Source organism: Mycolicibacterium komossense, from assembly GCF_025822605.1.
GTDB classification, from domain to species: Bacteria; Actinomycetota; Actinomycetes; order Mycobacteriales; family Mycobacteriaceae; genus Mycobacterium; species Mycobacterium komossense.
The window spans coordinates 207,746-220,005 of sequence record NZ_JACKTY010000047.1; the positions used below are offsets into that span (position 1 = coordinate 207,746).

Annotated in this window: 9 protein-coding genes; 4 read left to right on the forward strand and 5 right to left on the reverse strand. The window is 66.9% G+C overall.

What is annotated here, in order from left to right:
- Position 1 precedes the first annotated feature (1 nt).
- Complete coding sequence (pruA, locus tag H7J73_RS28525) at positions 2 to 1,630, reverse strand: L-glutamate gamma-semialdehyde dehydrogenase (RefSeq protein ID WP_264071167.1); 1,629 nt, start codon at positions 1,628 to 1,630, stop codon at positions 2 to 4.
- An 84-nt stretch (positions 1,631 to 1,714) separates the two neighbouring features.
- Between pruA and H7J73_RS28530 the strand changes: the two genes are divergently transcribed.
- On the forward strand, positions 1,715 to 3,307 hold the full coding sequence (locus tag H7J73_RS28530; RefSeq protein WP_264071168.1) for a PucR family transcriptional regulator: 1,593 nt from the start codon (positions 1,715 to 1,717) through the stop codon (positions 3,305 to 3,307).
- A gap of 92 nt (positions 3,308 to 3,399) precedes the next feature.
- Here the strand turns inward: H7J73_RS28530 and dapC are convergent, their stop codons facing one another.
- Together dapC and fdxA are read right to left on the reverse strand one after the other, a co-directional pair.
- Positions 3,400 to 4,503 carry a succinyldiaminopimelate transaminase gene (gene dapC, locus H7J73_RS28535; RefSeq protein WP_264071169.1) on the reverse strand — a complete coding sequence of 368 codons (1,104 nt, stop codon included), beginning with the start codon at positions 4,501 to 4,503 and terminating at the stop codon, positions 3,400 to 3,402.
- 8 nt (positions 4,504 to 4,511) lie between these two features.
- Positions 4,512 to 4,835: a ferredoxin gene (fdxA, locus tag H7J73_RS28540; RefSeq protein ID WP_264071172.1), complete on the reverse strand. Its 324-nt coding sequence runs from the start codon at positions 4,833 to 4,835 to the stop codon at positions 4,512 to 4,514.
- 260 nt (positions 4,836 to 5,095) lie between these two features.
- Here fdxA and H7J73_RS28545 point away from each other — a divergent pair, with 260 nt between their 5' ends.
- The gene (locus H7J73_RS28545; RefSeq protein WP_264071173.1) at positions 5,096 to 5,653 is read left to right on the forward strand and encodes a PadR family transcriptional regulator; all 558 of its coding nucleotides are present in this window, start codon (positions 5,096 to 5,098) and stop codon (positions 5,651 to 5,653) included.
- Positions 5,650 to 7,677: an NADPH-dependent 2,4-dienoyl-CoA reductase gene (locus H7J73_RS28550; RefSeq protein WP_264071175.1), complete on the forward strand. Its 2,028-nt coding sequence runs from the start codon at positions 5,650 to 5,652 to the stop codon at positions 7,675 to 7,677. Before H7J73_RS28545 ends, H7J73_RS28550 begins: the two co-directional genes overlap by 4 nt.
- Before the next feature lie 49 nt (positions 7,678 to 7,726).
- Here H7J73_RS28550 and H7J73_RS28555 read toward each other — a convergent pair whose 3' ends face one another.
- Positions 7,727 to 8,272 (reverse strand): YceI family protein, encoded by a 546-nt coding sequence (locus H7J73_RS28555; RefSeq protein ID WP_264071176.1) that lies wholly within the window; start codon positions 8,270 to 8,272, stop codon positions 7,727 to 7,729.
- A gap of 129 nt (positions 8,273 to 8,401) precedes the next feature.
- Here H7J73_RS28555 and H7J73_RS28560 point away from each other — a divergent pair, with 129 nt between their 5' ends.
- Entirely contained in the window at positions 8,402 to 9,655 is a 1,254-nt protein-coding gene (locus H7J73_RS28560) for a threonine/serine exporter family protein (protein WP_264071177.1), read from the forward strand.
- A gap of 12 nt (positions 9,656 to 9,667) precedes the next feature.
- On the opposite strand, the gene H7J73_RS28565 is transcribed toward H7J73_RS28560, so the two are convergent.
- Entirely contained in the window at positions 9,668 to 12,247 is a 2,580-nt protein-coding gene (locus H7J73_RS28565; RefSeq protein ID WP_264071178.1) for a bifunctional FO biosynthesis protein CofGH, read from the reverse strand.
- Positions 12,248 to 12,260 lie beyond the last annotated feature (13 nt).

Genomic DNA, 12,260 nt, shown 5'->3' on the forward strand with positions numbered 1-12,260 from the left:
CTCATGCCTCCATATGAGGGTAGTTGTGGTCGGTGGGCGGCACGAAGGTCTCCTTGATGGAGCGGGCCGACGTCCATCTCAGCAGGTTCAGCGGCGATCCCGCCTTGTCGTTGGTGCCCGACGCCCGCGATCCGCCGAAGGGCTGCTGCCCTACCACCGCGCCGGTCGGCTTGTCGTTGACGTAGAAATTGCCTGCGGCGAAACGTAATCGGTTCTCGGCAGCCTGTACCGCGGCGCGGTCGTCGGCGATGACGGCTCCGGTCAGCCCGTACTTGGCTCCGGCGTCGACCACGTCGAGAATGTCCTGGTATCGCTCATCGGGATACACGTGCACCGCGAGAATGGGCCCGAAGTACTCCTCTGAGAACGCCTCGTCGCTCGGGTCGTCGGACAACAGCACCGTGGGCCGGACGAAATACCCCTCGCTGTCGTCGTATTCGCCACCGGCGGCGACCGTCACACCCGCGGCGCTCTTGGCCCGCTCGATGGCCTGCACGTTCTTGGCGAACGCGCGCTCGTCGATGAGCGCACCCCCGTAGTTCGACAGGTCGGAGACGTCGCCGTAGGGCAGCGCATCGGTGGCGGCCAGGAAGTCGTCACCCATTTGTTGCCAGACCGACCGGGCCACGAACGCCCGCGACGCCGCCGAGCATTTCTGGCCCTGGTAGTCGAAGGCACCACGAATCAGGGCGGTACGCAACACATCCGGGCGGGCGGAGCGGTGTGCCACCACGAAATCCTTCCCGCCGGTCTCGCCGACCAGCCGCGGATAGGTGTGGTAACGGTCGACGTTGACGCCAACCTCACGCCACAGATGCTGGAAGGTCGCGGTCGACCCGGTGAAATGGATCCCGGCCAACCGCGGATCGGCCAGCACCACGTCGGAGACCGCCAGGCCGTCCCCGTGCAGGAGGTTGATCACCCCGGGCGGCAGGCCCGCGGCCTCCAGCAACTGCATCGTCAGGTATGCCGAGAACGCCTGGGTGACAGATGGTTTCCAGATGACGGTATTTCCCATCAACGCCGCGGCGGTGGGCAGATTGCCGGCGATGGCGGTGAAGTTGAACGGGGTGATGGCGTAGACGAAGCCCTCCAATGGGCGGTAGTCGGTGCGGTTCCAGACACCGCGGCCGCTGACCGGCTGTTGGGCCATGATCTGCCGCGCAAATGCGACGTTGAAGCGCCAGAAGTCGGCGAGTTCGCAGGCAGCGTCGATCTCCGCCTGATAAGCCGTTTTCGACTGTCCCAGCATGGTGGCGGCGACGAGCCTCTCCCGCCACGGTCCGGTCAGCAGGTCGGCGGCACGCAGGAATACCGCGGCCCGCTCGTCGAACGGCGTGGCGGCCCAGGCTGTTTTTGCTCCGGCGGCGGCGTCGAGCGCGGCGGTGGCCTCGGCGGGTCCGGCGTTGGTGAGCGTGCCCAGAGTCGCGGCATGTTTATGCGGCTGGACGACGTTGACGCGGGTGCCACCGCCCATGGTGCGCCTGCCGCCGATGACGTGGGGAAGGTCGATCTGCTCACCCGCGAGCGCGGTCAGGGCGGCGGTGAGACGGGCGCGTTCGCAGGATTGCGGCGCGTATTCGTGTACGGGTTCGTTGGCGGGTAACGGCACATCGGTGATGGCATCCATGCGGTTCAGGATCCTCCGGCCCACCTCGGGATCTCTTGGCCGAACCGACAAACCCGTGGAGATGAGCTAGTAGCATCGGCCAATATGGACGCGACCGGGGTGGGACTGGGTCAGCTGCTGCTCGCCCTGGACGCGACGCTGGTGACGCTGGTGCAGGCGCCGCGCGGCCTCGACCTGACGGTGGCATCGGCCGCGCTCATCGATTCCGATGACGTCCGCCTCGGCCTGGCGCACGGCGCCGGCGCCGCCGATGTGTTCTTCCTGCTCGGAATCGGTGAGGACGAGGCACTTCGCTGGCTGGATCGCCAACTGGCTCTGACCGGTCGTGCACCCACCGCCCTTTTCCTCAAGGAGCCCGCCCCTGCGGTGATCGCACGCGCCGTCGCCGCTGGAAGCGCTGTCGTCGCGGTCGATCCTCGCGCGCGCTGGGAGCGGCTGTACCGGTTGGTCAATCACGTCTTCGACCATCATGGCGACCGGGCCGACCCGCTACATTCTTCCGGTACGGATCTGTTCGCCTTGGCCCAGTCGATCGCCGATCGCACCCACGGCATGGTCAGCATCGAGGACGCCCAGTCACATGTGCTGGCCTACTCTGCCTCCAACGACGAGGCCGACGATCTTCGCCGGCTGTCGATCTTGGGCCGGGCAGGGCCGCCCGAGCATCTGCAGTGGATCGCCCAGTGGGGCATCTTCGACGCACTGCGCGCGCGCCGCGAGGTGGTCCGGGTGGACGCGCGCCCGGAACTGGGGCTGCAGCCACGGGCGGCCATCGGCATTTTCGCACCGGCCGCCGACGAGCGCCGGGCCCCCGTTTGCGCCGGCACCATCTGGCTGCAACAGGGTTCCCGACCACTGGCCGATGACACCGACAGCGTCCTACGCGGCGCCGCGGTACTGGCTGCCCGCGTCATGGCCAGACTGGCCGCGACCCCCTCCACCCATGCCAAGCAGGTGCAGGAACTTCTCGGCCTGCGCGATACCGAGAACTCCGATATCGCGGCGACCGCGCGCGAGTTGAATATCGTCGCGGACGGGCGCGCCGCGGTGATCGCCTTCGAGACGGCCTCCGTCGGGGCGCGGGTAGCTGACGTTCTGTCCTTGAGTGCCAGCGCTTTTCGCGGGGACGCCCAGGTGACGGCGAACGGTTCCCGGGTGTACGTGCTGTTCCCCGACACCGGCAAGTCGGCGGCGCTGACCTCCTGGATCCGCGGCACGATAGCCAGCTTGCGTTCGGAGCTCGGGCTGGGGCTGCGCGCAGTGATCGCCAGCCCTGTTGCCGGGCTGGCCAACGCCGCTACCGCACGAGCGGAGGTGGACCGGGTACTCGACAGCGCCGAACGCCACCCAGGGGCGATCGGTGACGTGACATCGCTGGCGGAGGCGCGCACCACGGTATTGCTCGACGAAATCGTGACCATGATCGCTGCCAACGACCGACTGACCGACCCGAGGGTGCGTGCGCTGAGGGACCAGGATCCGATGCTGGCCGAGACGTTGCGGGCCTATCTGGACAGTTTCGGCGATATCGCGACGGCTGCACAGCGGTTACACGTGCATCCGAATACGGTGCGCTACCGGGTGCGTCGTATCGAGCAGGTGTTGGCCACGTCATTGACAGATCCCGATGTGCGGCTTCTGCTTTCGCTGAGCCTGCGGGCGATCGCAACCGTTTGACGGCGTGCAGGGTGTAGCTCAGCGGCAGCTGCGCAGGATGGTCGACGAGCCGTCGTACGTCGAACCGGACCTTAGGTTGTGCCGCGGGTCCACTACGACGCCAGTCGGTCCACCGCCGCGGCGATCCGCTCATCGGTGGCCGTCAATGCGATCCGGACATGCTGAGCACCCCGGGCGCCGTAGAACTCCCCCGGCGCCACCAGGATTCCGCGATCGGCGAGCCACGCCACGGTGTCACGGCAGGGTTCACCGCGCGTCGCCCAGAGATACAGACCCGCCTCGGAATGATCGACGGTGAAACCCGCCGCCCGGACCGCGGGCAGCAGCAGGTCGCGGCGGCGAGCGTACCGGTCGCGTTGTTCCTTCTCGTGGGCGTCGTCGTCGAGGGCGGCGGTCATCGCCGACTGCACCGGCGTCGGCACCATCATCCCGGCATGCTTGCGCACCGCGAGCAACTCGGCCACCAGCGCTGGATCGCCAGCGACGAATCCCGCGCGGTACCCGGCCAACGACGAGGTCTTCGACAGCGAATGCACCGCGAGCAAGCCGGTATGGTCGCCTCCGCTGACCGAGGGGTGCAGCACCGACAGCGGGGAGGCGTCCCAGCTCAGCCCGAGGTAGCACTCGTCGGAGGCGACGATCGCACCCCGTTCGCGAGCCCAGCCAACCACTTTGCGCAGATGGTCGGCGCCCAGCACCCTGCCGGTGGGGTTGCTCGGGGAGTTGATGAAGACCAGCGCAGGCGACTGCGGGCCGACCTGGGTCAGCGAATCGGCGACCAGCACCTGCGCTCCGGCCAGGCGCGCACCCACGTCGTAAGTGGGGTAGGCGAGTTCGGGCACGACGACCAGATCGTCACCGCCCAACCCCAGCAGCGTCGGCAGCCAGGCGATCAGTTCTTTGGTACCGATCACCGGCAGCACGGCCTGCTCACCGACACCGGTGACGCCGTACCGGCGTTCCAGCGCGGCGATCGCCGACTGGCGCAGTGCGGCCGTCCCGGCGGTGGTGGGATATCCCGGCGAGGCACTGGCAGCGGCCAGGGCCTCGCGGATCAGCGGGGCAACCGGATCAACGGGAGTGCCGACCGATAGATCGACTATGCCGCCGGCGTGCGCGCGGGCTTTCGCGGTGACATCCGAGAGGGTGTCCCACGGAAAGACCGGCAGCTTCGCCGACACGGGCCGGCGCAACATCGGTTCGCTCAGTCCTCGCCCTGGGGCGGCAGGTCCTTGATCGCCTTCGGATCGTTATCGGTCTGCCCCACCTTCGAAGCGCCACCCGGGGAGCCGAGCTCCTCGAAGAAGTCGGCGTTCGACTGGGTGTAGCTGCTCCACTGATCGGGCACGTCGTCTTCGTAGAAGATGGCCTCGACGGGGCATACCGGCTCACACGCACCGCAGTCCACACATTCGTCCGGGTGGATGTAGAGCATCCGCGCACCCTCGTAGATGCAGTCGACCGGGCATTCTTCGATACATGCCTTGTCTTTGACGTCGACGCATGGCTGGGCGATCGTGTACGTCACAGAACTCTCCTCAAGGTTCTCTGCGCTCTTCCTGTGGGGGCTGCTGTTTGCCGTTTCTGGTGAGCTGCTGACCAAGTATCCGGTGGCTGGAACCGGACGGCTGTGTCAGTGTGCCCTAACTTTGCATCCCTGACCCGCTAGGGCTAGCAGTTACTGATACTAGACGTTGCATATACAAGTTGCGCACGCTGACACCAACGCTCGTTGCGGCCTAGTGCAACTAGTTGCATAGGACTCCCGGTACCACCTAGGCTCCGCGCGTGGCACTCCCCCACGCGATCCTGGTCTCACTGTCCGAACAGTCCGGCTCCGGCTATGAGCTGGCCAGCCGGTTCGACCGATCCATCGGCCACTTCTGGTCCGCCACCCACCAGCAGATCTACCGCACGTTGCGGACCATGGAAGACGACGGATGGGTGCACGTGACACCGGTGACTCAGCAGGGCAGACCCGACAAAAAGGTGTACACCGTCGCCGAGTCGGGCCGCGCCGAGCTGGCCCGCTGGATCGCCGAGCCGCTAACCGGGGACGGCAGTGCGGCGACCGACAGTCGCACCCGCGACCTGGCGGTCAAACTGCGCGGCGCCGTCTACGGCGATGTCAGCGCATTGCACCAACAGATCGTCGCACTGCGCGCCGAGCGGGCCGCCCTACTCGATGTGTACCGCGGCTACGAGAAACGCCAGTTCCCCGAGCCGGGCGCACTACGCGGCGCCGCCCTGCACCAGCATCTGGTGCTACGCGGCGGGATCCGCGCCGAGGAAAGCTCCCTCGACTGGCTCGACGAAGTACTGGCCGCACTGGAAGGTGACCAATGAACTACCCGAACCTACTGTCCCCCTTAGACCTTGGCTTCACCACTCTGCGTAACCGGGTGATCATGGGCTCGATGCACACCGGCATGGAAGACCGCGCCAAGGACACCGACCGGCTCGCCGAATACTTCGCCGAGCGCGCCCGCGGCGGCGTCGGGCTCATCATCACCGGCGGCTATGCCCCCAACCGAACCGGCTGGCTACTCCCCTTCGCCGCCCAGTTACTGAGTTCGACAGAGGCTCGCAGACACCGCCGGATCACCGGCGCGGTGCACGACGGCGGGGCGAAGATCCTGCTGCAGATCCTGCATGCCGGCCGCTACGCCTACCACCCGTTCTCGGCCAGCGCATCCTCGATCAAGGCCCCCATCAACCCCTTTCGGCCACGCAAGCTGTCATCGAAGGGCGTGCAGGACACCATCGACGATTTCGTGCGGTGCGCGCTGCTGGCCCGCGAGGCGGGTTACGACGGTGTCGAGATCATGGGCAGCGAGGGATACCTGCTGAACCAGTTCCTGGCGCCGCGCACCAACAAGCGGACCGACTCCTGGGGTGGGACACCGGTGAAACGCCGGCGCTTCCCGGTGGAGATCGTCCGGCGGACCCGCGCGGCGGTGGGCTCCGATTTCGTCATCTGCTACCGGATGTCGCTGGCCGACTACGTCGAGGACGGCCAGACCTGGGACGAAATCCTCGCCCTGGCAGCCGAAATCGAAGCGGCGGGGGCGACGATCATCAACACCGGCATCGGCTGGCACGAGGCCCGGGTACCGACGATCGTCACCTCGGTGCCGGCCAATGCGTTCGTCGATATCAGCAGCGCGCTCGCCGAGCACGTGGGCATTCCCGTCGTGGCGTCCAACCGGATCAACATGCCGGCCGCCGCCGAGCAGATCCTGGCCGAGACGCACGTCAAGCTGATCTCGATGGCGCGCCCCCTGTTGAGCGACCCGGACTGGGTACAGAAAGCCCAAGCCGATCACGCCGATGAGATCAACACCTGCATCGCCTGCAATCAGGCCTGCCTGGACCACGTCTTCGTCCACAAAACCGTGTCGTGCCTGCTCAATCCACGCGCCGGCCGGGAGACGACGCTGGTCCTCGGGCCAACCCGCGCGGCCCGGTCGGTGGCCGTCGTCGGTGCCGGACCGGCCGGATTGGCGGCCGCCGTGAACGCCGGGGCCCGCGGCCACCGGGTCACGTTGTTCGACGCCAACACGTTCATCGGTGGGCAGTTCGACATGGCGCGCCGCATCCCCGGTAAAGAAGAGTTCACCGAGACCATCCGCTACTACGCCGCCATGCTCGACAAATACGGCGTCACACAGCGATTGGGCGTTCGGGTGGCCGCAGAGCAGTTGGGTGAATTTGACGACGTGGTACTGGCCACCGGCGTGACGCCGCGGATGCCGTCGATCCCCGGGATCGATCACCCGAAGGTACTGAGCTACCCGGAGGCGATCTACGGCACCAGGCCGATCGGCCGCAGAGTCGCGGTAATCGGCGCCGGTGGAATCGGATTCGATGTCAGCGAGTTGCTGGTGACCGATCAGTCTCCGACTCTGAACCTCAAGGAGTGGAAGGCCGAATGGGGCGCGTTGGATTCCCACGAAGCGCCCCAGGCGCGCGGTGCGCTGGCCACCCCCATCCCGGCGCCGCCCGTCCGTGAGGTCTACCTGCTGCAGCGCAGCAAGGGCGCCCAGGGCAAGGGACTGGGCAAGACCACCGGCTGGGTACATCGGGCATCACTGAAAGCCAAAGGTGTGCAACAGCTTTCCGGAGTGAACTACGAACGCATCGACGACGCCGGCCTGCACATCAGCTTTGGCTCCGACCACACCCGCCCGCAGATACTCGACGTCGACAACGTCATCGTCTGCGCCGGCCAGGAACCGGTGCGTGACCTCGAAGACGCCCTGCGCCGTGCCGCGATCGACCCGCACATCATCGGCGGCGCCGCGCTGGCCGCCGAGCTCGATGCGAAACGTGCCATCCGCCAAGGCACCGAACTCGCCGCCCGACTGTGATTTCGGCGTGCTCCGGACCGCTGAGGGCGACGGAACACGCCGAAATCGCTCAAGACCTGAGGGCTTCAATCTCCAGAGTGATGGTGACCTTGTCGCCGACGACGGCGCCACCGGTCTCCAGTGGCATGTCGATATCGATGCCGAAATCCTTGCGATTGAGCACAACCGAGGCCTCGAAGCCCGCGACCTCGCCATGGCCCATGCCCGGGTTGACGCCGTTGAACGCCAGCGACAGGGTGATCGGCTTGGTGACACCCTTGAGGGTGAAATCACCGTTGAGCACGTAGTGGTCGCCGGAGGCTGCCACCCCGGTGGCGGTGAACTGCGCGGTCGGATACTTCTCGGCGTCGAAGAAATCGCCGGCCTTGAGGTGGGCGTCGCGCTGCTCGTTGCCGGAGTTGATCGAGGTGACGTCGATCTCGGCGGTCACCGACGGGGTGCCGTCCTCGGCGACGGTGATGGTGCCGGTAAAGCGGTCGAAGCTACCGCGCACCTTGCTCACCACCAGGTGGCGGACCGAGAAGTGGATCGACGAGTGGGCCGAGTCGATCGCCCAGGTGCCGGTGCCGAGCTGGCTGGTTACTGCAGCAGTCATGGTGAATGTCTCCTTGGCGGATGGCGCCGGACCTCCCGGCGCCCTCCCCACCATAACCGGACCATGGTCCGAATATATTCCTCGGGCGCGTTCCGAAGGATCGTCGCGCAGTGGCGTTACATTCGCGGGGTGACGCCCGAGGAGGAGCGCGGGGCCGAAGGGGCGACCGGCTTCATCGCGCGGTTGGGCGCGACCATGGCCGGCGCGAACTACCCAGTCACCATGGTCCAGCACACCATGGTGACCACGGCGAATGCCTACCACGTCACCCAGGAAATCCTGGTGCTGCCGAACTACGTGCACGTCGGAGGGACGGACAGCAGCGGGCACACCGCGCTCCACATCGCCCGACCTGAGCGGGATCTCCGCTATCACCAGACCTTTCCGCTGGCTCGGTTGATCTCGCGCGCGCAGACGGGCTCCATCTCGCCCGCAGACGGGATGACCGAGCTGGACCGCATTTATGCCCTGCCGCCGCGCTTCCCGGTGTGGGTCGGCGTCATCGGCTACGCGATCCAGAGCACTGGCCTGGCGCTGATCCTGCAGCCGGCACCGTGGGCACTCGCGGCGGCGCTGGGGCTGGGGCTGATGGTGGGGATCCTCACCGCAGTCGTCCGGGTGAGCGACGCACTGGAACAACTGTTGCCGATCATCGTCGCGTTTCTGGTCGCGACCATCTCCTTCACCGTGGCCCACCTCGCCCACTACAGCTTCGGCAGTTTGCGGGTACTCATCGCCCCGCTGGCCTACTTCATGCCAGGGGCGGCAATCACGCTGGCCGTCATCGAATTGTCCACCCATCAATTGGTTTCGGGCTCAAGCAGGTTGATCTCGGGGTTCATCCGGTTGGGGCAACTGGCATTCGGCATCCTGATCGCCGCGCAGGTGACCGGTCTGGGCAGTTCCAACCTCGTCGACAACCCCAACAACCTGATTGGCCCGTGGGCGCCGTGGGTGGGTGTGCTCGTCTACGCCATCGGCACCACCCTGTTCTTCGGACCACCGCGGTGGTTCCTACCCTGGATGGTGGTGATTCTGCTGGTCTCGTATTCGGGCCAGGTCCTCGGCAACGCCATTGCCGGCAGCTACGCCAGCGGGTTCTTCGGCGGAGTTGTCCTCACGATCGGCGCAGTCCTGATCACCCGACTGCCGAACTCTCCGCCGACGATGGCATTGATCCTGCCGGGCTTCTGGCTTCTGGTGCCCGGCTCACTGGGGCTGATCGGTGTCACCGAACTCGTCGGCGGTGACAGCAGTGCGGTTTTGACCGCGACCATCATCTCGTTGGTCGCGATCGCCCTCGGTATGCAGACCGGTCTGCTCATCTCCGAAGCCGTGGCGCGGCTGTGCCGGGCCCATGACCCCCGTGCCTTCCGCGGGTGACGGCGTTGGACCTCAGGCCGCTAGCGGGGTGTACGTGGTCGAACGCTGCCGGGCGGGACGGCCGATACCCTCCGCGATGGCAACCAGTTCGGCGACCGACTTCGCCGAGCCGTTCTCCGAACCGGCCATCCGCGAGATGGTCTCCTCCATCAACGTCCCACCGAGATCGTTGGCACCGCCCTGGAGCATGATCTGGGTGCGCTCGACGCCCAGCTTGACCCAGCTGGTCTGGATGTTGTCGATCCTGCCGTGCAACATGATTCGCGCCAACGCGTGCACGGCGCGGTTATCGCGGTGCGTCGGTCCGGGGCGGGCAGCGCCGGCCAGATACAGCGGCGAGCTCTGGTGCACGAACGGCAGCGGCACGAATTCGGTGAAACCGCCGGTGCGATCCTGGATTCCGCGTAGCACGTTGAGATGGCCCACCCAGTGTTTCGGAGTGTCGACGTGGCCGTACATCATCGTCGAACTGGACCGAAGCCCCACTTCGTGGGCGGTGGTGACGACGTCGATCCACTCCGAGGTCGGCAGCTTGCCCTTGGTCAGCACCCAACGGACCTCGTCGTCGAGGATCTCCGCGGCGGTGCCCGGGATGCTGCCGAGGCCGGCCTCATAGAGGCTGGTCAGCCATTCCCGTAGCGACAGCCCGCTGCGGGTGACACCGTTGGAGATCTCCATCGGCGAGAACGCGTGCACGTGCATGGACGGCACCCGCGCCTTGACCGCGCGCACCAGGTCGGCGTAGCCGGTCACCGGCAGTTCGGGGTCGATACCACCCTGCATGCACACCTCGGTGGCACCGGCGACGTGCGCTTCCCAGGCCCGATCGGCGACCTCGCCGGTGGACAGCGAGAACGCATCGGCGTCGCCCTTGCGCTGGGCGAAAGCGCAGAATCGGCAGCCGGTGTAGCAGATGTTGGTGAAGTTGATATTCCGGTTCACCACGAAGGTCACGTCGTCGCCGACGACGTCTTTGCGCAGCGAATTCGCCAGCGCGGTAACGGCTTCCAGCGCCGGACCGTCCGCAGTGGCCAGCGCAAGATACTCGTCGTCACTGCACCCGGCGGGGTCGCGTTCGGCCGAGCGCAGCGCGGCCAGCACATCGGTGTTGACCCGCTCGGGCGCGCGGGCGGCCAACTCGTGCACCTTGTCGCGGATCGAATCCCAATCACCGAACGCACTGTCCAGATCCGACCGGGTTTCGGTGCGACGGCCCTCGGTGTCGATCGCTTCATGCAGGTCGGTGCGTCCGAGCGATTCGGTGGCCTCGTCGGGCTCCTGCCACGGCAGGCCGACTGGTTTCACATCGCGGGCCCAGCCGGTTTCCGGGTCGGCCAGCGCGGTGACGTGCGCTCGCACCCGGGGATCGATCCACGCCGAGCCGGCCTGAACGTATTTGGGTTGCGCCGTCAGCCGCTGGACCAGGTCGTACCCGGCCTCGGCCGTCACATCGGCCAGCTCATCCAGCGCCGGCCACGGCCGCTCGGGATTGACATGGTCGGGGGTCAGCGGGGAGACACCACCCCAGTCGTCGACGCCGGCACCGATCAGCGCCAGGCATTCGGCCCGCGACACCAGGTTCGGCGGGGCCTGGATGCGCATACCCGGGCCCAACACCAGCCGCGACACGGCGAGCGTGGCCAGGAAGTCATCGATGTCGGCATCCGGCGTCGCAGCCATCGCGGTGTGATCCTTGGCCCGGAAGTTCTGCACGATCACTTCCTGGATGTGCCCGAACTCTTTGTGCGACTTGCGAATAGCATGAATGGTCTCGGCACGTTCGGTCAGTGTCTCACCGATCCCCACCAGCAGACCGGTGGTGAACGGGATCGACAACCGGCCCGCGTCGGTCAAGGTGCGCAACCGCACCTCGGGATCCTTGTCGGGGCTGCCGTAATGGGCCAGCCCCTTGGTCTCGAACAGCCGCCGCGACGTCGTCTCCAGCATCATGCCCATCGACGGCGCGACCGGCTTGAGCCGGGACATCTCCGACCAGCTCATCACGCCGGGATTCAGATGCGGCAGCAGACCGGTCTCCTCCAGCACCCGGATCGCCATCGCCCGCACGTAATCCAGCGTGGAGTCATAGCCCCGCTCGTCGAGCCACTGCTTGGCCTCGGGCCAACGCTCCTCCGGGCGATCGCCCAACGTGAACAGTGCTTCCTTGCAGCCGAGCTCGCCGCCGGCGCGGGCGATATCGAGGATCTCGTCAGGCTCCAGGTACATCCCCTTGCCCTGGGCTCGCAGCTTGCCCGGCACGGTGACGAACGTGCAGTAGTGGCAGGTGTCGCGGCACAGATGCGTGATGGGGATGAAAACCTTGCGCGAATAACTGATCGGCAGCCTGCCGCTCGCCCCACGGCGGCCCGCTGACTCCAGCCCGGCGTCCCGGACCCGGGCCGCGCTGGTCATCAGGTCGGCGAGATCCTCGCCGCGGGCGGTCAGCGCGACAGCCGCCTCGTCCACGTTGAGCGCCACCCCGTCCCTGGCCCGTCGCAACACTCTGCGCATCGCCGCGGGGCTGGGGGCACCCATAGCAGGTGGGACAACCGGGCTGGGCAGAGCAGTGCCGTGCTGGGGGTTCAGAGCCACTCCCGTGTAACCC

Bases quoted from the DNA above. Each gene is read 5' to 3' on its own strand.
- dapC (WP_264071169.1), bottom strand. From the start codon at position 4,503: ATGTTGCGCCGGCCCGTGTCGGCGAAGCTGCCGGTCTTTCCGTGGGAC.
- H7J73_RS28550 (WP_264071175.1), top strand. From the start codon at position 5,650: ATGAACTACCCGAACCTACTGTCCCCCTTAGACCTTGGCTTCACCACT.
- H7J73_RS28530 (WP_264071168.1), top strand. From the start codon at position 1,715: ATGGACGCGACCGGGGTGGGACTGGGTCAGCTGCTGCTCGCCCTGGAC.
- H7J73_RS28555 (WP_264071176.1), bottom strand. From the start codon at position 8,272: ATGACTGCTGCAGTAACCAGCCAGCTCGGCACCGGCACCTGGGCGATC.
- pruA (WP_264071167.1), bottom strand. From the start codon at position 1,630: ATGGATGCCATCACCGATGTGCCGTTACCCGCCAACGAACCCGTACAC.